This is a genomic window from Microbispora sp. CA-102843 (assembly GCF_050936215.1).
Taxonomy (GTDB): Bacteria; Actinomycetota; Actinomycetes; order Streptosporangiales; family Streptosporangiaceae; genus Microbispora.
Genome location: NZ_JBNJNF010000001.1, coordinates 207814 through 231624 on the forward strand (window position 1 = coordinate 207814; position 23811 = coordinate 231624).

Genomic DNA, 23811 nt, shown 5'->3' on the forward strand with positions numbered 1-23811 from the left:
GGATGACCGGGCTCCGTTTTGCCTCCGCATTCCGGGGACAATGTGCTTCGAATCATTGCCGAGACGTTTACAAATTCGGCATTGCGTGTTTTCCGGGAAATGCGCAGGCTCAGCGGTGCGCGATGACGGCGTATCGCTCGTCGTGAACGGGCTTGCCCCACAGCACGGGATCGGTCAGCGGCTCCACCCGCACGCTCGCGGCGTACGGCCGCAGCACCTCGACGAGGGGGTCGGCGCTCACCCCGCCGAGCCAGGGCAGGGAGCGGGCGCCCGGCACGTATGGCGGGCCGTCCCCGGAGGCCCGCCAGTTGCCCTCGATGAGGATCAGCCGGCCGTGCGGGCGCAGCAGGCTTATCCAGGTGCGCAACGCGCGTTCCGGTGCGGGCAGGGTCCACAGCAGGTGCCGGGCCAGGACGACGTCGAAGGAGGTTCCGGCGGCGGCCGGCGGGCCGCTCGCGTCGCCGGTGAGGACGGGCGCGGTGAAGCCCGCGGCGGCGAGCTTGCGCCGGGCCGCCTCGGCCATCCTGGGGGACAGGTCCACACCGACCGGCCGGTGTCCCTGCTCGGCCAGCAGCAGCGTCAGCGAGCCGGTGCCGCAGCCCAGGTCGAGGACGTCGGCGGGAGGCCGCGGCATCCAGGACCGCAGGCGTCTCGCCCAGGCCGCGCGGACCCGGAGGTCGTGAAGCCCGTGGTCGGCTTCGTCGTCGAAGGTGTCTGCCTCCGCGTCCCAGTAGGAGGCGATCGACTGGGGATCCAGATCGGGCACGGACGCATCTTGTCACCCGTCGCCGACAAAAGTGGATGCAAAGGGTAAGACGGGTGATATCCACAGGGGTCAGGCGGTCTGCCGGGGGTGAACGGTTCACCACCGAGAGGCCCAGGAGACCTGAGAGACCTGAGAGACCCACGAGAACCGAGAAACCCAGGAGAGACGCCAGGACCCCGGCAGGAGGATCTCCTGCCGGGGTCCCGCACGTGTGGTGCCGGTGCCGGGTCGCCTCTCGGCGAAAGGCACAACGCGGCTCCAGCCGAACGGTAATCCGCGAAGGCAAATTAGGTGAGGCCCGGGGACACCTGCACACCGGCCACGCTTCATCCAACCACGTGTCCGCACTCGTTGTTCCCGGGCCACGCCATCTTTTTCCGAGTCGATCTCCGGAGCCCGGCGCTCGACCGCGGAGGAAGACGGTCCTTCAGGACATGCGGGGGAAAAGGTGTTGCCCGCCTCCGCCGTGCTCGGGGAGCCTCCCTCCTGTGGAACGAGTGATTCTGGCCGGGGCGGACGGCGTCCCGGCCGTCAGTTATGTCGAGGACGAGCGGTACGGACTGCCGTGCGCCGACCTGATCGAGGTCGTGGGCCCGGGCGCGATCGACGCGATCATGGCGAAGCTGCCGGGCTGGGCGGTGGCGGGGCCGGTGGACCTGGGCGAGGCGCTCGTGGCGCGCGGCGCCCGGGTGATGCGGCACGCCCACGAGATGACCTGTGAGCCGCGTACGGCGCCGCCGGCCGAGACCGGCGCCCCCGACGGTTACCGGTTCGTTCCCTGCGACCGCTCGGCGGAGGAGGTGTTCGCGGCGTGGCGGGCGGCCTATCCGCCCGGCCACCCGGACCACCGGAGCGTGGACGACGCCGCCGCGCTGGGCGACGTCCTCACCCCGCTGCTGAAGGGACAGGTGACCGGCGAGATCCTGCCCTGCAGCCTGCTCGCCGTGGACCGGGACGGCGTGGTGGCCGGCGGCGTGGTGGTCACTCTCTTCCACGGCAGGCCCTGGGTGGTCGAGGTCTTCCGCCACCCCGCCCGCACGCCCTCCGGCCTCGGCACGCGCATGCTGGCCGCCGTACGGGACAGGGCGGTGGCCGACGGATGGGAGCGGCTGGGGCTGGTCGTGTCCGAGGGCAACCCGGCCAGACGGGTATACGAACGGCTCGGGTTCACCCTGGTGGGCAGCTCGATGACCGTGGTCGTTCCGGGCTGACAGTCACAGGGACGAGACGAACTCCTTCAACTCCCGCTCGTAACGCCCGGGGTCGGCGTTCCAGGAGCCCGTGTGCCCGCCTCCGCTCGTCCGCACGAGCCTGACGATGTCGGGGCGGGCCTCGGCGAACCGCAGCGCCGGGCCGATCGGCACGGTCGCGTCGCCGTCGTCCACGAAGACCAGCGTGGGGACCCTGAACTCGCGGGCGTGCCGCAGGTGGTCGACGTCGTCGAACGACACGCCGGTGCGCCGCCGGATGACCCATTCGCCCACCGACACGAGGAAGCCGGGCACACCCATCTGCTCGGCCCCGAGGGCGATCGGCGCCCGCCAGTCGATGACCGGGCTGTCGAGGATCATGGCCTTGATCGGCTCGCCGGGCAGGTTGCGTACGGCCATCGGCACGATGCCCCCGCCCATCGACCAGCCGTACAGGACGATCCCGGTCGCGCCCTGCCGTCTCGCGTACGTGATGGCCGCCGCCACGTCCTGCCACTCGGTGGCGCCGAGGTGGAACTTGCCGTCCGGGCTCGCCGGGGCGTCCTCGTCGTTGCGGTAGGTGATGCCCAGCACCGGCATCCCCAGGTTGTGGAAAACCGGCAGCACGCGCAGGGCCTCCGCAGGGCCGCCGTTGCGGCCGTGCACGGCGATCACCCAGGTCGTCGAGGTGCCCTCGGTCCGCCAGCCGGGGAAGTCGCCGAGCGGAGAGGGGACCTTCACGTCCGTGTACGGCACGCCGGCGGCGGCCGGGGTCGCGTGGCCCCACATCCAGCGGTCGAGGTAGGCGCGCACCCCGGGACGCAACTCGCCGTGGACGACCTCGGTGACCTTCCTGGTCACCGTGCCGGCCCCGGTCGCGATCACCTGTCCCACCAGTGCGTTGCCGTCCGCCCAGGTCAGGCCGTACGTGCCGGGGGCGGCCGTGTCGGCGGCGCCCTTGATCGTGACCTGGTCGCCGCTGACGGCCGTCACCTGCAGGGGATAGCCGGAGGTGTGGACGGGATCGATCACCAGGCCGGAGTAGTACCAGCCCGCCCCGCCGACGGCGGCCACCGCGAGCACCACGACGACGGCGAGCGTCCACAGCAGGCGGCGCCGCCATCGTGTCCTCCAGCGCATGGCCCAGAATCTACTGGGCCTTTTTCAATTGGTTAAGTGCGGATGACGCCTTTCGTGCGCATGAGGAACTCGCCGAGGTAGGCGTCGTGCGGAACCCACGGCGGCATCATGTACGTGGGGGTGTCCCCCAGGTAGACGTTCCTGATCGACGGGTCCTCCACCAGGCGGTCGACCAATCCGGCGTCCTCCGTGATCGCGGTTAGCACGAGCGTGTTCCGCAGCGGCTCGATGTCGTCCGCCCGGCTCCAGGGCGCGAACCACACACAGGGGAACGACAGCTCGATGCCCGTTTGGGGCGCGTCCGGCCGGTCCACCCGGAAGACGGCCGGCCGCAGCACCCCGCAGCCGTCGCCCAGGTCGTCCACCACGCCGTCGCCGCCGAGCACCGGCGTCGCGCCGTTCACGTGGTCGAGCAGGTACTTCTCGATCGCGTGCGCGTCCGCGACCGGCTGGACGGGCAGCACCGCGCCGTCGTCCTCCGGCGGCAGGCTCGGGATCCCCGAGAGTCGTTCCGCGACGGCCTCGGCCACCGGCGCGGGATCGCCCTCCACGAAGACGGCGGTGGTGTTCACGCAGGCCGTCCCCCCGAAGGCGCTCACCGACTCCACGATCGTGCCGACGTGCGACTCCCAGTCGTGCCCGGTGAGCAGGATCTTGGACCGTCCCGGGCCCTGCGGCAGCACCCTGACGTCGTTGCCGTACTTGTTCACGACCTCCTCGCCGCCGTACACCATGGCGAGGTCCGCGTCGCGGATGATGTCGTCGGCCACCGCGTAGTCGGTCGGCAGGAGCACCACGTGGTCGTCGCCGAACCCCGACTCCCGCAGCGCCGTGATCAGGCGGTGCGGGGTGAAGGGCTCGCGCCGCGAGGGGCGCACCGCGACCCGGTAGCCGAGCGCCAGGGCCTCCAGCCACAGCGTGTGCACGCCCGGGTGGTTGCCCGCGGCGTGCACGGCGAAGACGTCGCCGCGCCGCGTCCAGACCGCCTGGCCGTTGCGGGTGAGCGGGTCGCGCCAGTCGTCCACCGCGCCCTCGGGACGGGCGTACCGGGTCGTGCGGTACGCCTCGGCGGCGCGCCGTCCGATGCCCGAGGTCGCCGAGCGGACCACCGTGATCGGCATCCCCGAGACGCGGCTGACGATGTGGTGGTACTCCTCCGCCGGAATGCCGTCCACCACCCCGGTCGCGAACAGCCGTCCCGCGCGGGCGAGGGCCGTCGCCCGCTCGTGGGCCGGCAGGGTCCGCGCCTCCCGCAGGGCCGACATCGTCCGCTGGACGAACAGCCGCGGCACCAGGCTCAGCTCGGCGACCGGCGTCCCGGTCAGCTCCGTGATCGTCTGCCGGCTGCGGCTGTGGTAGGGCCCGCCCGCGCCCAGCGCGTCGAGCCGGATCAGCTCGTCCATCAGTACACCCCCTCGATGACCGGTTCGTTGTCGAAGGTGGGGAGCGGGCCGACGTCCGCGACGGAGTCGCCCATCTGCCCCGGCGGCGGCGCCACGCGGGTGGCCAGGTCGCGTTCGAGATTGTTGGGCAGCAGGAAGCTCTTGCTGACGTGGTGCATCACCACCTGGCCGCGGTCGCCGTACCTGACGACCTCCCCGGTGTCCTGGTCCACCACGGAGAACGTGACGTAGGGCGAGAACGTGTCGAAGACGACGAGGTCCTCCTCAGGCGGCGCGAGGCGCTCGGCCAGCCCGCCGAGGATCATCGTGCTGCCGTACGTGCCGTACAGCTTGACGTTCGGGAAGACCTCGGTGCGGAGCAGGTAGCGGGTGTCGGGGTCCATGTGCGCGCCGCCCCAGCTGATCGCGGCGATCTTCGAGTTGATCAGATCGACGAGCGCGTTCCTGCGGGCCAGCCGGGTCAGCAGCGGCGGCGTGGTCACCAGGACCCGCACGTCCTGGGTCTCCAGGATGTAGGTGCTCTGGTCGATCAGGTGCTCGGCGTAGCGCTCGGCCTCGTCGGCGCGGCCCTCGGCGATGCACCTCTTCACCCACCGGGGGTCCATGTCGACCGTGAACCGGATGCCGCCCCGCCGCGCGGCCTGCCAGCGGACCAGCTCGCCGAAGACGTGCGGCCCGGTCGGCCCGAGCGACAGCCAGTGGCCGCTCTCGGGATAGCCCCTCGCCTGCAGGTCCTGCTCGGTCCGGTGCATCAGCCGGTCCAACCAGTCCCGCAGCAGCACGACGCGCTTGGGCGGCCCGGTCGTGCCGCCGCTCTCGTACACGCCGATCACGTCCGCGTCCGGGCCGTACCCCCGGGGGATGAGGTCCTCCACCCGGACGTCGCGAAGCTCGTTGGCCACGTTGGGGAACCGGCGCAGGTCCTCGAAGCTGCGCACGTCCTCACGCGGGTCGAAGCCGAGCGTCTTCGCCCGTTCCAGCCAGTACGGCGAGCCGGTCTCGGGGCTGAAGTGCCACCGCATGGCGGCCTCGATGAACTCCGGTCCCTCCGGGACCTGGTCGAGCGGGCAGTCGAGGATCGGATCAGTTGCCATATCCCGTCCCTTTGACTTGGAAATCCCCTAAAAAGCCAGGCTATTTCCGGGTGATTCGCCACCAGGTCAAGAGATTCCGGGACTGTGGAAAGGATCGGGCACCAGATGTCAGGGCCAGACGTCAGGGCCACATTGCGAACCGTCAGCAGGGCACCTTGACGTGGGAGGGATGGGGTGCGAGAGAGGGCAGGGCCTGCGCCACGTCCACCCCGAGGACGGCCCTGGAGTCGATCACCGCTCCCTCCGGCGTGCGCGTCGTCACCTTCCTCGGCTTCCTGTCCCGTTCGAGTTCCCGGCGCAGCGTCTCGGCGTCCATGCCTTTGGACACCCCGTCCCGGACGATGCGGTCGATCTCCGCGTCGGTCAGGGGCGGGAATGTGGACGATCTCGTCCTGTCGCGGGTCGCCACCGTACGCTCGCCCAGGTAGCGGTAGGTGCTCTTGTCGAAGATGAGCTCGGTTTGGGTGTAGTCCTCCTTCATCGTGACCCCGACGCCGTGCCTGCCCGCCGCGTCCACGGCGTCCGGCACCATGGTGATCCCGTCGACTCCGGCGGCGATCCGGAACAGCGCCGCAGTGAGAGAGGGACGGAAGACGCTCTCGCGGACGAAGGTCCCGACGGCTCTCCAGAACCGCAGATGCTCCGGCACGGCCGTGTATCTGGCCGCCTGGGTCTCGATCCGCCACCAGGCCGCCGGACACGTCGGCGGGATGGACGCCGCTGCGGACGTACGCCCGATAGAGGGTGATCTCGCTGCGGCGGCGCTTGCCGATGACGTTGGAGGCGATGCCGTACAGCCACGGACGGGCGTCGGCGTGCCGGACGTCGTAGCGATGCCGGCTCTGGAACGCGGCGAGGAACGTCTCGGACACCACGTCCTCGGCGCCGTCCGGCCCCAGGCGCCGGGCGGCGTACCGGTGCAGGGAGGGCGCGTGCCGGTCGAAGAGCACGGCGAAGACCTCCGGCTCCCGCAACGACCGCTGGATCAGCGTCATGTCTGCGGCGTCAACGGCCGTTGCGGATTCCGGCATGAACGGTGGACCCCTTCATCAGTCGCCTTTCGCGAGGGCGGGTACGGTCGCCCGTTATTACCGGCCGCCTCCGGAATGGTTCACGATGGCGATGTCCCGGTTCGCAGGCCCGTCGTGACGGCGGAAAAATGACGTGCCCGGTGTGGTGGGCGGCAGGTAGCCTCTCCGGGAAATCCGGAAGGGGCGTCAAGTGGGTCATGTCGAGGTCGGGCATCTGACGCATGTGCTGCCGGACGGCAGGATGCTCCTGAACGACGTCTCGTTCCGGGTGGGGGAGGGCGTCAAGGCGGCCCTGGTCGGCCCGAACGGCGCGGGCAAGACGACCCTGCTCCGGATGATCGCGGGCGATCTCCAGCCGGTCGAGGGCACGGTGGCCCATTCGGGCGGTCTCGGCGTGATGCGGCAGTTCGTCGGCAACATCCGTGACGGCCGTACGGTCCAGGACCTGCTGCTCAGCGTCGCGCCGGAACGGGTCAGGACGGCGGCCGAGCGGCTGCACGCCACCGAGCTCGTGATGATGGAGCGGGACGACGAGAAGACCCAGATGCGGTACGCCCAGGCGATCACCGACTACACCGACGCCGGGGGCTATGACATCGAGGTGCTCTGGGACGCCTGCGCGATGGCCGCCCTCGGCGCGCCGTACGACAGGGTGAAGTATCGCGAGGTCGCCACGCTGTCCGGCGGCGAGCAGAAGAGGCTGGTGCTGGAGGCGCTGCTGCGCGGGCCCGACCAGGTGTTGCTGCTCGACGAGCCCGACAACTACCTCGACGTGCCGGGCAAGGTGTGGCTGGAGACGGCGCTGCGCGAGACGCCCAAGACCGTGCTGCTGGTCTCCCACGACCGCCAGCTGCTCGCCAACGCCGCCGACCGGATCGTCACGGTCGAGTCCGGCAACGTCTGGATCCACGGCGGCGGCTTCGCGACGTACGCCGAGGCGCGGCGGGAGCGCAACGAGCGGCTCGACGAGCTGCGCAGGCGCTGGGACGAGGAGCACGTCAAGCTCAAGCGCCTGGTGGTCATGCTCAGGCAGAAGGCCACCTACAACGACGGCATGGCCGCGGCCTACCACGCGGCGCAGACCCGGCTGCGCCGGTTCGAGGAGGCCGGGCCGCCGGAGCTCGCGCCGAAGGACCAGGTCATCAGCATGCGGTTGCGCGGCGGGCGCACCGGCAAGCGGGCGGTGATGTGTGAGGGCCTGGAGCTGACCGGCCTCATGAAGCCCTTCGACCTGGAGGTCTGGTACGGCGAGCGGGTCGCCGTCCTCGGCTCGAACGGCTCCGGCAAGTCGCACTTCCTGCGGTTGCTCGCGGGGGAGGGCGTACGGCACACCGGAACGGTCAGACTCGGCGCGCGGGTCGCCCCCGGGCACTTCGCCCAGACCCACGCCCGGCCAGAACTGCTCAGCCGCACGCCCTGCGAGATCGTCATGACCGAGCACGCCCGGCTGAAGAACGAGGCGATGAAGGCCCTGGCCCGCTACGAACTCGCCGGCCGGGTCGCCGAGCAGCGGTTCGAGACGCTGTCGGGCGGCCAGCAGGCCCGCCTGCAGATCCTGCTGCTCGAACTGTCGGGCGCCACGCTGCTGCTGCTCGACGAGCCGACCGACAACCTCGACCTGGCCAGCGCCGAGGCCCTGCAGCAGGGCCTGGACGCCTTCGAGGGCACCGTGGTGGCGGTGACGCACGACCGCTGGTTCGCCGCCGACTTCGACCGCTACCTGGTCTTCGGCTCAGACGGGCGGGTGTACGAGTCGCCCGAGCCGGTCTGGGACGAGACACGCGTGGTCCGCCCGCGATAGACGGCCGGTAAAGATACCGGCGGGAGCGCGCGTGTCCCGGGGGCGGCGTCCCATTCAGCGGTTATGACGGCTAAGTGACGCGACGTTGCCACATGACCGTCGCACTCGCCCTCGCCGCATTGGCGATGGCGTCGTGCGCGAGGGGAAACAATCAGGAGGGCCCGCAACCGCTGGCCCTGAAGGAGCAGGTGTCCTCGATCGTGCGCTCGGGGGCCGGATACGCGGTGACCTGGGCGGGGGTGCTGAGCAACCCCAACCGCTGGCATTTCGGGGAGAACGCCGTCGCCGTGATCACGGCCGTGGACGCCGCCGGCAAGGAGGTCGTCCACCTGGAACAGCCGCTGGACGCGGTGCCGCCCGGCCGCCCGCTGGCGTTCGGCGGCCAGGTCGCGAGCGCCGCCCAGCCGGTCCGCGTGAAGATCGACTATCGTCCCGCCTCGTGGCGGTCCATCCCGCGCGTCCCGTCGGCGTTCCTCAAGTTCCCGATCTCGGACGTCCGCACGGACAAGCTGTCGAACGGGTCCTACCTCGTCACCGGCTACGTGCTCGACCCGTTCCGCAAGCCCGCCGGCGCCCTCGCGGTCACGGCTCTGCTGCGTGACGCCGCGGGCAAGCTCGTCGGCGGGGCCACGTCGTACGTGGACGACGTGCGGCCGGGGGCCAAGCGCAGGTTCGTCATCACCGTCGATGGCGTGCGCGGGGCGGTCGGTGCGACCGACGTGCAGGCCACGACCTGGGGCTCGACCGCCAAGACGTACGAGGATCTGGCCCAGGCAGGGGCCGTTCCGCTGCACACGGTCGCGCCGACGACGGAGCCGTTCGCCAAGGACCGCGGGTATCCGCCGCCCAACGACCGGCGCCAGTGAGCGGCCCACTGCCGATCTTGACAGGGCGGGCGGGCTACCGTAGCGGGATGGCCACCCCCAGGATCGTGCTGTTCGGAGCCACCGGCTTCACCGGCAGGCTCACCGCCGAGGCGCTCGCCGCACGCGGGGCCCGGCCGCTGTTGGCCGGGCGGGACCAGACGCGGCTCACCGCCCTCGCCGACGCGCTGGGCGGTGACCTGCCCACGGCGGTCGCCGACGTCGGCCGCCCCGAGTCCGTACGCCGGATCGTCGGGCCGGGCGACGTGCTGATCTCGACCGTCGGCCCGTTCGTCCGGTGGGGGGAGGCCGCGGTCGCCGCCGCGACCGAGGCGGGCGCGGTCTACCTCGACACCACCGGAGAGCCCACGTTCATCAAGCGGACCTTCCAGCGGTACGGCCCCGCCGCGGCGGCCAGGGGCGCGGCACTGATCACCGCCTTCGGGTACGACTACGTGCCCGGCAACCTCGCCGCGGCCCTGGCCCTGCGCAAGGCCGGGCCGGGGGCCGTCCGCGTGGACGTCGGCTACTTCGTGGACGGCGGCATGGCGCGTCGCGCGAGTGCCGGGACCCGCGCCTCGGCGCTGGGAATGGTCCTCGAACCGATGTACGGCTTCCGCGAGGGGCGCATCGTCCCCGAGCACGGCCGCACCCGCAAGTTCCTCGTGGACGGCCGCGTGCGGCACGGCCTGTCCATCGGCGCCTCTGAGCACTTCACGCTGCCGCCCGCGCATCCCGGCCTGCGCGAGGTGAACGTCTACCTCGGCTGGCTGGGCGGGCTGACCAGGGTCGCGGGCGTGCTGGCCAAGGCGACCCCCGCCATCGCCGCGCTGCCGGGGATCCGGCGGGCGACCGAGGCGCTGGCCGACCGGGTGCTCCGTACGGGCGGGGGCGGCGCGCCGGCCGGGGCGGGCGTGTCGTCGATCATCGTCGCCGAGGCGTACGACGCGGAAGGCCGCCGCCTTGCCTCCGTCCACCTCGCTGGAGGCGACCCGTACGAGTTCACGGCCGGCGTGCTGGCCTGGGCGGCGACGACGGCGCTGGCCGAGGGTGTGCACGGCACCGGTGCCCTGGGGCCTGTCGACGCCTTCGGTCTCGACGCGCTCACGCGGGGCTGCGCCGAGGTGGGAATGGCCGTACGGGATTGACGGCGTCCGTCCGGCGTCTTGCACGGCGTCCTCTATGCGGGCCGGATTTTTCCCGATTAGTCGCGCAATAAAGTGGCGAATTCCGGCAAATCAACGGGACGGCGGAGTGTAAAACCCGACGATGTAGGTACGTGACTTCACCTGAATGGGTGGAGCGGGGAGTTACTAAGCATTTACGCTCCGTTATATGAATGATGGCGTCCTGGTCGAGGCGTTGCGAGCCCGGGATCCGGGAGCGCTGGCCGCCCTTTATGACATGTATGCGGGCAATCTCTATCGGTACTGCCGCACGTTGCTGGCCGGGCCCGACGCCGCCCAGGTCGCGCTGCGCGACACGCTGATCGCCGCGGAGGCCCTCGTCGGCTCGCTGGCCGACCCGGACAGGTTCCGTCCCTGGCTGTACGCCCTCGCCCGCGGCGAGTGCATGCGCCGCCGCACGCCGGGAGAGGAGGACGGGCCGGAGACCGGGCCGGTTCCCGTCGCGACCGTGCCCTTCCCCGGCGTCACGGCCGGAGGCGCCGACGCCGACCTGCGCCTCGTCGCGAGCAGCGCCGTGGGGGCGCTGTCGGCCGAGGACCGGGAGGTGCTCGAACTGGCGGCCCGGCACGGGATGACCGCCGGCCAGGACCTGGCCGCGGTGCTCGGCACGGGCGAGCGGTACGCCGAGGCGCTCCTCGACGCGGCCACGGAACGCCTTCGCGAGACGGTGACCGTCGAGCTCCTGGCCAGGCGTGCCACCCACGACTGCGAGCGGGCGTCCGCCATCCTCGCGGGGTTCACCGGCGAGCTCACCCCGCAGGCGCGGGCACAGCTCACCCGGCACCTCGCGCGGTGCGAGACCTGCGGGCGCCAGCGCGTCCGGCAGATCTCCCCGGCCAAGGTGTTCGGCCTGCTCCCCCAGGTCGCCCTGCCGGAGACGCTGCGGGTGCGGGTGCTCAGCAGCTTCATCGACCCCGAACTCGTCCCCTATCGGCGGTACGTCGCCAAGCGCGTGGGCGGGCTCAACGCCGCGGGCTTCCCGAGGGCCGGCCGCCGCGAGGGCAGGCTGGCGCAGGCGGTGGCGGGTGCCGTGGCCGCCCTGGCGGCGGTGGCGACGATCGCGCTCGTGTTCGCCCAGTTCGCCGGGGACCTGCGCGAGCAGGCCGCCGACACGTTCGCGCCGCCCCGGCTCCCCGCGGCCGAGGCTCCGGCCGTCCCGTCCGACGGCACCGCCTCTCCGGAGGGGTCGTCCGACGAGGCTGACGAGGCCGACGGGGTCGCCGGACGCTCGCCCGTGCCCCCGGTCTCCCGGGATCTGGCCGAGCCGGTCGTGCCCGTGGTTCCCGCGAGGCCGGTCGTCCTGCCGCGCCCGGCGCCCCTGCCCGCTCCCGTGCCGCCCTCCGCCGGCCGGCCGCACCATCCCGCGCCGCACGGAAAGCCGTCCGGGCACCCCACCGGCGCGCCGTCCCCGCAGGGTCCGGGCGCATCGCCGTCCGGCCCGACGCCCTCGCCCACCGTCATCCCCAGCACCCCCGGAACCCCTGGAACCCCCGGCACGGAGCCGGGCGAGGAGCCCGGCTCCGGCGGCCCCGGCTCCGGGGGCCCCGGTTCCGGTGGGCCCGGTTCTGGTGGACCTGGCTCCGGCGGCCCCCGCCCGGGGTGGCCGCCCCGCGGAGGGCCGCCGCCGGCGCACTGGCCGGAACACCGTCCGCCCTGGCGTGACCACCAGCACCATCCCCGTCCCCACCGGGAGTGCCCGCCGACTTCCGCGCCCTCCCGTGGGCCCTCCCGCGGGCCCTCCGGCGGCCACGGCGAGCCCCCGGCCGTACCTCCCGGGCGCGGCGGACACGGCGGCAGGCACGAGGCGCAGGGCGACGGAGGCGGCGGGCGGGCACATGGCGGCTCCGCCGGTGGCCCGCCGTGGCACGCCCGGTCCGGCGGCTCGGGCTGGGAGGGCCCGCGCCGCGACGGTCCGGGTCCGGACCGCCCCGGCCGGGACGGCTCGCTGCCGGGCGTCCCTGGTGGAACCCGGGACGGCGGCTCCGAACGCGGGGCGGAGCGTCGCGGCACTTCCGGCGATCCCGCGGCCGGAAGCCCCGGAGGACCCGGAGGCGCCTTCCCTGCCTAAACGGGACGACCTACCACATAGGTTGATTACTGGGCGTAGCTTAGATGTGTACGGAGAGTAGTCGCCGGGAAGTGAGGGGAGTGGAGCAGGGAAGGGGAAGGAATTGCCACTCCTCAGAGCATCGGGGCTGGTCGCCGGGCTCGGGTCAAGTCTCGTCCTGACCTTCGGAGCCCCGGCGGGAGCCGATCCGAAGCCGTCCGCCAAGGACGTCGCCAAGGCGCGCCAGCAGGTGCAGGAGCGCGTACGGGAACTTGGCAAGGCCGAGGCCGACCTCGCGGTCGCGCAGGCCCGCAAGGAGACGCTGAACACCGAGGCCGAGCGGCTCGTGGAGGCGTACAACGGGCAGCTCGTCCAGCTTGAGCAGGCGCGTGCCGCGTACGAGCAGTCGGCGCGGCGGGTCAGTCAGGCGTCCGACCAGGTCGCCCGGCTGCGCGGCGAGGTGGCGGCGAGGGTGGCCGAGGGGTACAGCGGGGTGCGGCTGTCACCGTCCGCCGCGGCCATGCTCGGCGGTCTCGGCGACGTGCACGGCTTCCTGCGAAGAGCCAGCATGCTGACGCAACTCGGCGACGAACAGGCCGCCTCGCTGCAACGGCTGAATGACGCGCAACAGGTCTTCGAGATCCTCCGAGAACAGGCGGCCCGTGCCTACTCCGAGCAGTCGCACAGCGCCGACGAGGTGCGGCAGGCGAAGGACACGGCACAGCGGGCCGTCGAGGAACAGCTCGAACAGACCAAACAGATCGAGCAGGAGAAAGCGGAGATCTCCAAACGGCTGGAGGCCGCCCGCGACCGCGTCGACGAGCTGAAACAGGCGAGGAGCAAAGCCAGGCAGGCGGCCCTCCCCGCACGCAGAAGTCTGGCGGTGCCGGCCTGGGCGGGGCGGCTCGGGTCGGGACCCGGCGAGATGGCCGCCCAATGGGCGCTCAAACAGATCGGCAAGCCGTACGTGTGGGCCGCCGCAGGCCCGTCGGGATTCGACTGCTCGGGGCTGACGATGCGCGCCTGGCAGCGGGCCGGGGTGTCACTCGATCACTGGACCGGCACGCAGTGGACCTCGGGACGGCACGTCCCGGTGAAGGAACTGCGCACCGGCGATCTCATCTTCTACGGCCAGTTGAGCCGGAATCCCGGCACCATCCATCATGTGGGCATCTACATCGGGCGCGGCATGATGGTCCACGCCCCCCAGACGGGGGACGTGGTGCGCATCTCGCCTATCTGGCGCCACGATCTGGTCGGCGCCACCCGGCCAGGGTAGGTCGGGTCCCTTGGATCTTTTTGCCTACTGCGGTAGCCCAGGCGGCGCCTCGCTACAGCAAGATCCGCGGGACACTCCCCGACTCAGTGCTCCTCGCCGTGGTGCTCGGTGTCATGGTGCTCGGTGTCGTGGTGCTCGGTCTCCTGGAAGCGCTCGATGCTGGCGACGATCTCGGCCTCGGCCTCGGTACGGCCGACCCAGTTGGCGCCCTCGACCGACTTGCCGGGCTCCAGGTCCTTGTAGACCTCGAAGAAGTGCTGGATCTCCAGCCGGTCGAACTCGGCGACGTGGTGGATGTCGCGGATGTGCTCCATCCGCGGATCGGTCGCCGGAACGCACAGGACCTTGTCGTCGCCGCCCTTCTCGTCGGTCATCCGGAACATGCCGACCGCCCGGCAGCGGATCAGGCAACCGGGAAAAGTCGGCTCCTGTAGCAGGACCAGCGCGTCGAGCGGGTCTCCGTCCTCGCCGAGCGTGTTCTCGATGAACCCGTAGTCGGCGGGGTACTGGGTAGACGTGAAAAGCAGGCGGTCCAGACGTATGCGGCCGGTCTTGTGGTCAACCTCGTACTTGTTCCGTTGTCCCTTGGGGATCTCAACGACAACGTCGAACTCCACTCGTTCCTCCGCATGAGTCCCCGGTCTCCCGGGCTGGCGTTAATGTCTCGTAGGCGTGGTCAAGGTCGGCGCGAAATGAGGGTGTAGTGGTGCGACGTGAGCGGTGGATGGTGGTGGCCACCCTCGCCCTGCTGCAGATCTTCGTCGTCCTCGCGGGCACTTACTTGGTCACCCATGACGCCGACAGGACCCCGGCTCCGGTCGCGTCTCCGAAGCCGACCCCGATCCCCCTGGTGACCGCGGGTCCGGTTCTGGCCGCGGCGGGGGACGGGGCTCTCCCCGCCAAGGGTACTTTGACCACCCGGCTCACCGCTGCGATGGGTGACCCCGCCCTCGGTGGCAGCGTGGCCGGGATCGTGCTCGACGCAGCGACGGGAACGCCGATATTCGACGGTCGCTCGGGCACTCCCATCACCCCGGCCTCGACCACCAAGGTCGTCACCGCGCTGACGGTGCTGGCCACGGTGGGGCCGGACGCCCGCCTGGCCACCCGGGTCGTGCGGGGGGCCTCCGCCAATTCGATCGTCCTCGTCGGCGGCGGCGACCCGACCCTGGCCGGCCCGCGGACGAGCGCCGCCGAGCAGGAGGAGATCTACCCGCGGCCCGCGTCGCTCGCCCGGCTCGCATCGAGTACGGCCAGGGCGCTCAAGGCGGCGAAGATCACCTCGGTGGACCTGTCGTACGACGCCTCCCTGTTCGACGGGCCGAGGACGGCGCCGGGCTGGAAGCCGACGTACATCCCGGAGGGCAGCGTGGCCCCGGTGGCCGCGCTCATGATGGACGAGGGCCGGGCGGCCAACGGCGCCCGCTACCCGGACCCGGCGCAGGCCACCGCCGACGCGTTCGCCACGCTGCTCAGGAAGAACGGCATCAAGGTGGGCAAGGGGGTCGACTCGGCCAAGGCGGCGCCCACCGCGCAGGAGCTGGCCCGGGTGGAGTCCGGCCCGATCTACGCGCTCGTGGAGCGGATGCTCACCCACAGCGACAACGACCTCGCCGAGGCGCTCGCCCGCCAGTCCGCCATCAAGGAGGGCCTCCCGCACACCTTCCAGGGCGTGCCCACGGCGGTCGGGCGCGTGCTCACCCGCCTCGGCGTGGCCGACGGGGTGGAGGTCCACGACGGTAGCGGGCTTTCCACCAAGAACCGGATCACGCCGACGGCCCTCGCCCACATCCTGGCCGTGGCGGCGTCCTCCGCCCATCCGGAGCTGCACTCGCTGATCAGCGGCCTGCCGGTCGCGCATTTCACCGGGACTCTGCACAACCGTTACGGGAAGTCCGATTCGAAGGCCGGCGCCGGATTGGTACGCGCGAAGACGGGCACTCTGAACGGGGTGAACACCCTGGCGGGCATCGCGTACACATCCGACGGCCGGTTGCTGACCTTCGCGTTCATGGCCGACCAGGTGGCCAACCCGCCGGAGGCGATCGCCGCCCTCGACAAAATGGCCACGATCGTCTCCCAGAGCTAGCCATCCCCTCGCGCCTGTATGCGCGGCGAGAAGTCGGAGAACGTACGGTGGTGGGTATGCAGGTGATCGACTGGGATCTGGCCGTCGCGACCGGGGTGCGCCTTGTGCGGCCCGGCCCTCAGGTGAGCCGCGAGGAGGCCAGGCAGGCGGTCCTCGAACTGCGGCGGCTGTCGCGGGACGCCGAGGGGCACGTGCGGGATTTCACCCGCATCGACTCGGCGGCGCCCGAGGCGGCGACCGTGGTCGACCGTCCCGGGTGGATCCGCGCCAACGTGGACGGCTTCCGCGTGGTGCTCGAGCCGCTGACGCAGAAGATGTCGAACATGCCGGCGGTCGTCGGCGCGGTCGGCTCGCGCATCACCGGGCTCGAGGTCGGCGCGGTGCTGGCCTTCCTCGCCTCCCGGGTGCTCGGGCAGTATGAGCTGTTCCTGCCGCCCGACCCCTCGGGCAACGCCCCGACCGGCCGCCTGACGCTGGTGGCGCCCAACATCGTGCACGCCGAGCGCGAGCTGGGCGTCGATCCCCGCGACTTCCGCCTGTGGGTGTGCCTGCACGAGGAGACCCACCGGGTGCAGTTCACCGGCGTCCCCTGGCTCCGGGAGTACGTCCGCAGCCAGATGACCGAGTTCCTCCTCGCGTCCGAGATGGACCTGGCGACCCTGCTGGAGCGCCTGCGCGCCGCCTCCGACGCCGTGGCCGACGCCTTCAGGGGCGGCGAGGGCAACCTCATCGAGGCCATCCAGACGCCCGAGCAGAAGGCCGTGCTCGATCGCGTGACGGCCGTGATGACGCTGGTGGAGGGGCACGGCGACTACGTCATGGACGCGGTGGGCCCGTCCGTCGTGCCGTCGGTCGCCGAGATCCGCGCCAAGTTCCAGCGCCGCCGCGAGGGCGGCTCGCGCTTCGACCAGCTCGTCCGCCGGCTGCTCGGCATCGAGCTGAAGATGAAGCAGTACGCCGAGGGCTCCCACTTCGTCCGCACGGTCGTGGACGAGGCCGGCATGGAGTCGTTCAACAAGGTCTGGACCTCGCCGGAGACCCTGCCCGACCGCGGGGAGATCGCCGACCCGCACGCCTGGATGTCCCGCGTCCTGACCTCCGCCTGATTCCCGCCCACCTGCTCGGGCCCGTCGGACGCGCGTTTCCCCATGCCCGGCGTGGGCGGCCAGAATGGCCGCATGGGCCCGCATCCCGCCGTCGCCGACGTCCGCCGCGCCGTACGGCTGTCGCTCGCGGACCTCGCCGCCCCTCGGGGGGCGCGGGAGTCGCGCGGCGCGCTCGTCCTCGTGGCCTGCAGCGGCGGCGCCGACTCGCTGGCGCTGGCGGCGGCCACCGGCTTCGCGGCCCCGCGCCTGGGGCTGCGCGCCGGGCTGCTGACCGTCGACCACGGCTTGCAAGAGGGCTCGGCCGACCGGGCCCGCGACGTCGTACGGCTCGCGTCCACGCTCGGTCTCGATCCGGCTGAGGCGCTGACCGTCACGGTCGGCACGGCCGGCGGCCCCGAGGCCGCGGCGCGGGAGGCCCGCTACGCCGCGCTGTCCGCGGCGGCCGACCGGCTGGGCGCCGCCGCGGTCCTGCTCGGCCACACCCGCGACGACCAGGCGGAGACCGTGCTGCTGCGCCTGGCCCGCGGCAGCGGCACGCGGTCCCTGTCCGGCATGGCGGAGGCCTCCGGGATCTACCGCCGCCCCCTGCTGGGGCTCGGCCGGGTGCGGACCAGGCAGGCGTGTGACGCCCTCGGCCTGCGGCCCTGGGACGACCCGCACAACGACGATCCGGCGTACACCAGGGTCCGGGTGCGGCGCGACGCCCTCCCGGCGCTGGAGGCGGCGCTGGGGCCGGGGATCGCCGAGGCGCTGGCCCGTACGGCGCGGCTGTGCCGGGACGACGCCGACGCCCTGGACGCGTGGGCGGACGCCGTCCACGCGAAGTCGCGCGGCCCCGGCGGGGAGCTGGACGTGGCCGTGCTGTCGGACGTGCCGGGGGCGGTGCGGCGACGGGTCATCCAGCGGGCGGCCGTGGAGGCCGGGGCGCACGCCGCCGCGCTCGCGGCGGTGCACATCGAGGCGGTCGAGCGGCTGGTGACCGGCTGGCACGGGCAGAAGGGCGTGGACCTACCCGGGGGGGTGGGGGTGGTGAGGCGCTGTGGCACGCTTGTCTTCGCCGTGGACAATCTCTCGCTCGCGTAAGGAAAACCCCAGGTGAACGCAGCCGACATGGGCAAGGACCTCTCCAAAGTCCTCATCTCGGAGCAGGAGCTGCAGGAGAAGATCAGAGAACTGGCGGGCCAGATCGACGCCGACTACGCCGGCAGGGAACTGTTGATCGTCGGTGTGCTCAAGGGAGCGGTCATGGTCATGGCCGACCTCGCCCGCGCGCTGCACGTGCCCGTGCAGATGGACTGGATGGCCGTTTCCTCGTACGGCGCGGGGACCATATCGTCCGGCGTCGTGCGGGTGCTGAAGGACCTCGACACCGACATCGCCGGCCGGCACGTGCTCGTGGTCGAGGACATCATCGACTCCGGGCTGACCCTCTCGTGGCTGATGAACAACCTGAAGTCGCGCAATCCGGCGTCCGTGGAGATCTGCACCCTGCTGCGCAAACCGGACGCGGTGAAGGTCGAGTTGGACGTCCGTTACGTCGGTTTTGACATCCCCAACGAGTTCGTCATCGGGTACGGGCTCGATTACGCGGAGCGGTATCGCAACCTGCCGTTCATCGGGACTCTTGCGCCTCATGTGTACGGAGGGGAGTAAGCCCTTAGCGAAGTGACCCTCGAATCGTGCGTTATTGGGCTCCAGGTCCGGGAACACGGGGTTGGCTGACGTACGTTGGAAAGGCAAAGCCGGAGCCGCTCGGGCAGTTACCCGACGCGGCTGCCGGGTGTACCTTCGGATATCCGTGGGAGGCCGGTCGGCCGGCCCACGGTAGCCAGAAGGAGCGGTAAGGGATGCCGCGACCCCGGGATCTCCCGGGGCAGGCCTTGGTCAGGAAGGGACGGGCCCGCCGGGGTTCCGCAACGGATGGATCTCAAGCGATTTACACGTGGCCCACTGCTGTGGATCCTGGGCATCGTATTGCTTCTCCTGCTCGTCACCACGATGTTCGGCGGAGACGGCAACTACACCACCGCTGACACCTCGACGGTCGTCCAGCAGATCCAGCAGGGCAATGTCAAGAACGCGGTGGTCGTCGACAAGGACCAGCGTGTCGAGCTGACGCTGAACAAGCCGATCGACGTCAACGGCAAGCAGGGGGTCAGCCGCATCCAGGCTCCCTGGGTCGAGGGCCAGGGTGTCCAGCTCACGCAGGCGCTCGACCAGGCCAAGCCCTCCGGGGGCTGGACCGTCGAGGTGCCGAAGGAGAACTTCCTCGTCAGCCTGCTGGTCAGCTTCCTGCCGATCATCATCATCGTCCTGATCTTCCTGTTCATCATGAACCAGATGCAGGGCGGCGGCTCCCGGGTCATGAACTTCGGCAAGTCGCGGGCGAAGCTGATCACCAAGGACACCCCGAAGACGACCTTCGCCGACGTCGCGGGGGCCGACGAGGCGATCGAGGAGCTCCAGGAGATCAAGGAGTTCCTCCAGGCCCCGGCCAAGTTCCAGGCCATCGGCGCCAAGATCCCCAAGGGTGTGCTGCTGTACGGCCCGCCCGGCACCGGCAAGACCCTGCTCGCCCGCGCCGTCGCGGGTGAGGCGGGCGTGCCGTTCTACTCGATCTCCGGTTCCGACTTCGTCGAGATGTTCGTCGGCGTCGGCGCCTCCCGCGTCCGCGACCTGTTCGAGCAGGCCAAGGCGAACGCCCCGGCGATCATCTTCATCGACGAGATCGACGCCGTCGGCCGGCACCGCGGCGCGGGCCTCGGCGGCGGCCACGACGAGCGCGAGCAGACGCTGAACCAGCTCCTCGTCGAGATGGACGGCTTCGACGTCAAGGGCGGCGTGATCCTCATCGCCGCGACCAACCGCCCCGACATCCTCGACCCCGCCCTGCTGCGTCCCGGCCGTTTCGACCGCCAGGTCGTCATCGACCGGCCCGACCTGGAGGGCCGCAAGGGCATCCTGCGGGTCCACGGCCGCGGCAAGCCGTTCGCGCAGGACGTGGACCTCGACGTGATCGCCCGCAGGACTCCCGGCTTCACCGGCGCCGACCTCGCGAACGTGATCAACGAGGCGGCTCTGCTGACCGCCCGTCAGGACCAGAAGCTCATCACGATGTCGACTCTCGAGGAGTCGATCGACCGCGTGATGGCCGGTCCCGAGCGCAAGTCCCGGGTCATGTCGGACCAGGAGAAGAAGATCATCGCCTACCACGAGGGCGGTCACGCCCTGGTGGCCCACGCGCTGCCCAACTCCGACCCGGTCCACAAGATCACGATCCTGTCGCGTGGCCGCGCCCTCGGTTACACGATGACGCTGCCGATGGAGGACAAGTTCCTCGCGACCCGGTCCGAGATGATGGACCAGCTCGCCATGCTCCTCGGCGGCCGCACCGCGGAGGAGCTCGTCTTCCACGAGCCCACCACCGGCGCGTCCAACGACATCGAGAAGGCGACCTCCATCGCCCGCCGGATGACCACCGAGTACGGCATGAGCGAGCGGCTCGGCGCCCGGAAGTTCGGCAGCGGCAACGGCGAGGTCTTCCTGGGCCGTGAGATGGGCCACGAGCGCGACTACTCCGAGCAGATCGCCTCGGCGATCGACGAGGAGGTCCGCCGCCTCATCGAGAGCGCGCACGACCAGGCGTGGGAGATCCTCGTCCAGTACCGCGACGTGCTCGACAACCTCGTGCTCGAACTGATGGAGAAGGAGACGCTCTCCCGGGAGCAGGTCCTCGAGATCTTCTCGCCCGTCGTGCCCAAGGAGAAGCGTCCCTCCTACGCCGGATACGGCAAGCGTCTGCCGTCCGACCGTCCTCCGGTCATCACGCCCAAGGAGCGCGCGAACGGCAACGGCTCGGCGCTGCCCGCCGGCGGCACCGGCTCCACCCCGTGGGTCAACGACCAGTCGGCGCAGCGGGACGAGGCCTGATCGTGGCGGAGCCCAACGTGGCGGGTCCGCCTCCTGGCTTCGACCACGACCGGATCGAGAAGGCGGTCCGGGAGATCCTGTTCGCGATCGGGGAGGACCCCGATCGCGACGGGCTCCGGGACACCCCGGCCCGTGTGGCCCGCGCGTTCGCGGAGCAGTTCGCCGGCTTGGGCCAGCGGCCCGAGGACGCGCTGACCACCATGTTCGACGCGGACCACGACGAGATGGTGCTCGTCAAGGACATCGAGGTGATGTCCACCTGCGAGCACCATCTGCTCCCGTTCCACGGTGTGGCCCACATCGGCTACACCCCGAACGACAAGGGACGCATCACCGGCCTGTCCAAGCTGGCCAGGCTGGTGGACGTCTACGCCCGCAGGCCGCAGGTCCAGGAGCGGATGACCTCCCAGATCGCCGACGGCCTGATGCAGGTGCTGGAGCCGCGCGGGGTGATCGTGGTCATCGAGGCCGAGCACATGTGCATGACCATGCGCGGCGTGCGCAAGCCCGGCGCCAAGACGATCACGTCGGCCGTCCGGGGTGACTTCCGTTCCAGCGAGGCGACCAGGGCCGAGGCCATGTCGCTGATCCTGCGCGGCTGAGCGCGGGCGACGGCCGATTGGGACGCCGCTCCTGCCCGACGGGCACCGAGTCTCGGGGCACTAGTCTTGACCCCATGACCGCAGCGAGTGTGCCCGGTATGCCCGAGGCCGGGCGCTGCTTGGTCATGGGCGTGGTCAACGTGACCCCCGACTCCTTCTCCGACGGCGGGCAGTGGTTCGACGTCGACGTCGCGATCAGGCACGGCCTCGACCTGGTGGCCGAGGGCGCCGACATCGTCGACGTGGGCGGCGAGTCCACCCGCCCGGGCGCGGCGCGGGTCTCCCTGGAGGAGGAGCTGCGCCGTGTCGAGCCGGTGATCCGCGCGCTCACCCAGGAGGGCGTGACGGTCAGCGTCGACACCATGCGCGCGGAGGTGGCCGAGGTGGCCGTCGCGGCCGGGGCGAAGCTCGTCAACGACGTGAGCGGCGGACTGGCCGACCCGGCGATGCCGCGGGTGGTTGCCGCGACCGGCGTGCCGTACGTGGTGATGCACTGGCGCGGGCACAGCCGCGACATGGACAGCCGGGCCATCTACAGCGACGTCGTGACCGAGGTGGCGGAGGAGCTGCGCAAGCGGGTCGACTCCGTGCTGGCCGAGGGCGTGCGGGAGGAGCAGATCGTGCTCGACCCCGGCCTCGGGTTCTCCAAGAACGCCGAGCACAACTGGGCCCTGCTGGCCGGCATCGGCGAGCTGAACCGCCTCGGGCACCCGTTGCTGATCGGAGCGTCGAGGAAACGCTTCCTCGGCCGCCTGCTGCCGGGGCCGGACGGCGAGCCCCGGCCGTTCGACGGCAGCGACGACGCCACGCTCGCCGTCACCGCGCTCGCGGCGCGGGCCGGCGCGTGGTGCGTGCGGGTGCATCGGGTGCGGGCGAACGCCGACGCGGTGCGTGTGGCCGCCGCGTGGAGGGCAGCAGCCGTACGACACGCTGACGAGGGCCGGTGACGACATGCCGACAGGGACGCCGATGAAGGACATCGAGGAGCTCAACCAGGCGTTCTACAACGCCATCGAGAGCGGCGACCTCGACAAGATGTCGGAGATCTGGATCGAGGACGTCCCGGGACGTCCGGCGATGTGCGTCCACCCCGGCTGGCCCATGCTGAGCGGGCGGTCGGAGGTGCTGCGCTCGTGGGCGCTCATCATGGCCAACACGCCGTACATCCAGTTCGTGCTGACCGACGTGCAGACGACCGTGATCGGGGACGTAGCCGTGGTCACCTGCGCGGAGAACATCCTCACGGCCGCCGACACCGACGAGCCGGGCTTCGCGGCCGGCCGGGTGGTCGCCTCAAGCACCTACGTGCGGACCGGGACCGGGTGGCGGCTGTGGCTCTACCACGGCTCACCGGTCCTGCAGAGCGACGACGACGAGGAGGATCAGGAGCAGTGACGGCGCGGCCTGCGACCAGTCGTGACACCGTGCGATTGACGGGTCTGCGGGCCCGCGGCAGGCACGGTTGCCTGCCCGCCGAGCGCGAGCTGGGCCAGGAGTTCGTGGTCGACGTGGCCCTGTGGTTGGACACCGCCCCGGCGGCTGCGGCCGACGACCTGACCCTCACGGTGGACTACGGGGCACTGGCGGCGGAGCTCGTCCGCATCGTGGAGGGCGAGCCGGTCAACCTCATCGAGACCCTCGCCGAGCGGCTCGCGGCGGCCTGCCTGGCCCACGAGCTGGTCGAGGAGGCGGAGGTCAGTGTGCACAAACCGGCGGCACCCATCCCGCTGCCGTTCGGCGACGTGGTGGTGACGATCAGAAGGGGCCGCGAATGAGGGTCGTGATCGCGCTCGGCAGCAACCTCGGCCGCCGCATCGACAACCTCCAAGGAGCCGTCGACTCGCTGTTCGACGCCCCCGGGCTCACGTTCGTGGCGGTGTCGCCGGTCTACGAGACCGATCCGGTCGGCGGCCCCGAGCAAGGCCCCTATCTCAACGCGGTCGTGATCGCCGAGAGCATGCTCGACCCCCGCACGCTGCTCGACCGCGCGCAGAGCGTCGAGAACGCGTTCGGCCGCGAGCGCAGGGAGCGGTGGGGCCCCCGCACGCTCGACGTGGACCTCATCGCGGTCGGGAGTCTCATGTCGGACGACCCCGAGCTCACGCTCCCGCACCCCCGGGCGCACGAGCGGGCGTTCGTGCTGGTCCCGTGGGCGCAGGCCGATCCTGCGGCGGTGCTGCCCGGGCGCGGGTCGGTGGCGGCCCTGCTGGCCGACATGGACCAGAGCGGGGTGCGGCTGCGGCCCGACCTCGTGCTCGAACCCCCGGTCTGATCGACGAGGAG

Annotated in this window: 22 protein-coding genes and 1 pseudogene; 16 read left to right on the plus strand and 7 right to left on the minus strand. The window is 71.4% G+C overall.

Annotation, left to right across the window (positions count from 1 at the left end):
* Window positions 1-109: 109 nt before the first annotated feature.
* Window positions 110-766: a class I SAM-dependent methyltransferase gene (locus ACQEVJ_RS01080; RefSeq protein ID WP_433096195.1), complete on the minus strand. Its 657-nt coding sequence runs from the start codon at window positions 764-766 to the stop codon at window positions 110-112.
* 488 nt (window positions 767-1254) lie between these two features.
* On the opposite strand from ACQEVJ_RS01080, the gene ACQEVJ_RS01085 reads away from it, so the two are divergent.
* Window positions 1255-1977 (plus strand): GNAT family N-acetyltransferase, encoded by a 723-nt coding sequence (locus ACQEVJ_RS01085; protein ID WP_433096197.1) that lies wholly within the window; start codon window positions 1255-1257, stop codon window positions 1975-1977.
* A gap of 3 nt (window positions 1978-1980) precedes the next feature.
* Here ACQEVJ_RS01085 and ACQEVJ_RS01090 read toward each other — a convergent pair whose 3' ends face one another.
* The 5 genes and pseudogenes from ACQEVJ_RS01090 to ACQEVJ_RS01110 form a co-directional block, all read right to left on the minus strand.
* Entirely contained in the window at window positions 1981-3096 is a 1116-nt protein-coding gene (locus ACQEVJ_RS01090; RefSeq protein WP_433096199.1) for an alpha/beta hydrolase family protein, read from the minus strand.
* Between the two features lie 32 nt (window positions 3097-3128).
* On the minus strand, window positions 3129-4499 hold the full coding sequence (locus ACQEVJ_RS01095) for an aldehyde dehydrogenase family protein (protein ID WP_433096201.1): 1371 nt from the start codon (window positions 4497-4499) through the stop codon (window positions 3129-3131).
* Window positions 4499-5593 carry a phenazine antibiotic biosynthesis protein gene (locus ACQEVJ_RS01100; protein ID WP_433096203.1) on the minus strand — a complete coding sequence of 365 codons (1095 nt, stop codon included), beginning with the start codon at window positions 5591-5593 and terminating at the stop codon, window positions 4499-4501. Before ACQEVJ_RS01100 ends, ACQEVJ_RS01095 begins: the two co-directional genes overlap by 1 nt.
* Before the next feature lie 142 nt (window positions 5594-5735).
* The gene (locus ACQEVJ_RS01105; protein WP_433096205.1) at window positions 5736-6242 is read right to left on the minus strand and encodes a hypothetical protein; all 507 of its coding nucleotides are present in this window, start codon (window positions 6240-6242) and stop codon (window positions 5736-5738) included.
* A 163-nt stretch (window positions 6243-6405) separates the two neighbouring features.
* Window positions 6406-6624, minus strand: a pseudogene (locus ACQEVJ_RS01110) (RNA polymerase sigma factor); the annotation flags it as partial.
* Between the two features lie 190 nt (window positions 6625-6814).
* Here ACQEVJ_RS01110 and ACQEVJ_RS01115 point away from each other — a divergent pair.
* The 5 genes from ACQEVJ_RS01115 (at window position 6815) to ACQEVJ_RS01135 (ending at window position 13801) form a co-directional block, all read left to right on the plus strand.
* Window positions 6815-8425, plus strand: coding sequence for an ABC-F family ATP-binding cassette domain-containing protein (locus tag ACQEVJ_RS01115; protein WP_433096207.1), 1611 nt, complete (start codon window positions 6815-6817; stop codon window positions 8423-8425).
* A 92-nt stretch (window positions 8426-8517) separates the two neighbouring features.
* Window positions 8518-9291: an FxLYD domain-containing protein gene (locus ACQEVJ_RS01120; protein ID WP_433096209.1), complete on the plus strand. Its 774-nt coding sequence runs from the start codon at window positions 8518-8520 to the stop codon at window positions 9289-9291.
* Window positions 9292-9338: 47 nt separating this feature from the next.
* Window positions 9339-10436 (plus strand): saccharopine dehydrogenase NADP-binding domain-containing protein, encoded by a 1098-nt coding sequence (locus tag ACQEVJ_RS01125; RefSeq protein WP_433096211.1) that lies wholly within the window; start codon window positions 9339-9341, stop codon window positions 10434-10436.
* 187 nt (window positions 10437-10623) lie between these two features.
* Window positions 10624-12543: a hypothetical protein gene (locus ACQEVJ_RS01130; RefSeq protein WP_433096213.1), complete on the plus strand. Its 1920-nt coding sequence runs from the start codon at window positions 10624-10626 to the stop codon at window positions 12541-12543.
* A 103-nt stretch (window positions 12544-12646) separates the two neighbouring features.
* Window positions 12647-13801: an NlpC/P60 family protein gene (locus ACQEVJ_RS01135; RefSeq protein WP_433096215.1), complete on the plus strand. Its 1155-nt coding sequence runs from the start codon at window positions 12647-12649 to the stop codon at window positions 13799-13801.
* A gap of 83 nt (window positions 13802-13884) precedes the next feature.
* On the opposite strand, the gene ACQEVJ_RS01140 is transcribed toward ACQEVJ_RS01135, so the two are convergent.
* A complete protein-coding gene (locus ACQEVJ_RS01140) occupies window positions 13885-14418 on the minus strand; it encodes an inorganic diphosphatase (protein ID WP_433096217.1) in 534 nt (177 codons plus the stop codon).
* An 86-nt stretch (window positions 14419-14504) separates the two neighbouring features.
* Here ACQEVJ_RS01140 and dacB point away from each other — a divergent pair, with 86 nt between their 5' ends.
* The 10 genes from dacB (at window position 14505) to folK (ending at window position 23800) form a co-directional block, all read left to right on the plus strand.
* The gene (gene dacB, locus ACQEVJ_RS01145; protein WP_433096219.1) at window positions 14505-15890 is read left to right on the plus strand and encodes a D-alanyl-D-alanine carboxypeptidase/D-alanyl-D-alanine endopeptidase; all 1386 of its coding nucleotides are present in this window, start codon (window positions 14505-14507) and stop codon (window positions 15888-15890) included.
* A gap of 56 nt (window positions 15891-15946) precedes the next feature.
* Window positions 15947-16996, plus strand: coding sequence for a zinc-dependent metalloprotease (locus ACQEVJ_RS01150; RefSeq protein ID WP_433096221.1), 1050 nt, complete (start codon window positions 15947-15949; stop codon window positions 16994-16996).
* 72 nt (window positions 16997-17068) lie between these two features.
* Window positions 17069-18079, plus strand: coding sequence for a tRNA lysidine(34) synthetase TilS (gene tilS / locus ACQEVJ_RS01155; protein ID WP_433096223.1), 1011 nt, complete (start codon window positions 17069-17071; stop codon window positions 18077-18079).
* A gap of 27 nt (window positions 18080-18106) precedes the next feature.
* A complete protein-coding gene (gene hpt, locus ACQEVJ_RS01160; RefSeq protein ID WP_433112502.1) occupies window positions 18107-18649 on the plus strand; it encodes a hypoxanthine phosphoribosyltransferase in 543 nt (180 codons plus the stop codon).
* Between the two features lie 267 nt (window positions 18650-18916).
* A complete protein-coding gene (gene ftsH / locus ACQEVJ_RS01165) occupies window positions 18917-20926 on the plus strand; it encodes an ATP-dependent zinc metalloprotease FtsH (RefSeq protein WP_433096225.1) in 2010 nt (669 codons plus the stop codon).
* Window positions 20927-20928: 2 nt separating this feature from the next.
* Window positions 20929-21528, plus strand: coding sequence for a GTP cyclohydrolase I FolE (gene folE, locus ACQEVJ_RS01170; RefSeq protein ID WP_433096227.1), 600 nt, complete (start codon window positions 20929-20931; stop codon window positions 21526-21528).
* A 74-nt stretch (window positions 21529-21602) separates the two neighbouring features.
* Window positions 21603-22475, plus strand: coding sequence for a dihydropteroate synthase (folP, locus tag ACQEVJ_RS01175; RefSeq protein WP_433096229.1), 873 nt, complete (start codon window positions 21603-21605; stop codon window positions 22473-22475).
* A 4-nt stretch (window positions 22476-22479) separates the two neighbouring features.
* Window positions 22480-22923 (plus strand): nuclear transport factor 2 family protein, encoded by a 444-nt coding sequence (locus ACQEVJ_RS01180; RefSeq protein ID WP_433096231.1) that lies wholly within the window; start codon window positions 22480-22482, stop codon window positions 22921-22923.
* 29 nt (window positions 22924-22952) lie between these two features.
* Window positions 22953-23303 (plus strand): dihydroneopterin aldolase, encoded by a 351-nt coding sequence (folB, locus tag ACQEVJ_RS01185; RefSeq protein WP_433096233.1) that lies wholly within the window; start codon window positions 22953-22955, stop codon window positions 23301-23303.
* On the plus strand, window positions 23300-23800 hold the full coding sequence (gene folK, locus ACQEVJ_RS01190; protein ID WP_433096235.1) for a 2-amino-4-hydroxy-6-hydroxymethyldihydropteridine diphosphokinase: 501 nt from the start codon (window positions 23300-23302) through the stop codon (window positions 23798-23800). The genes folB and folK overlap by 4 nt, the downstream gene beginning before the upstream one ends.
* Window positions 23801-23811: the final 11 nt, after the last annotated feature.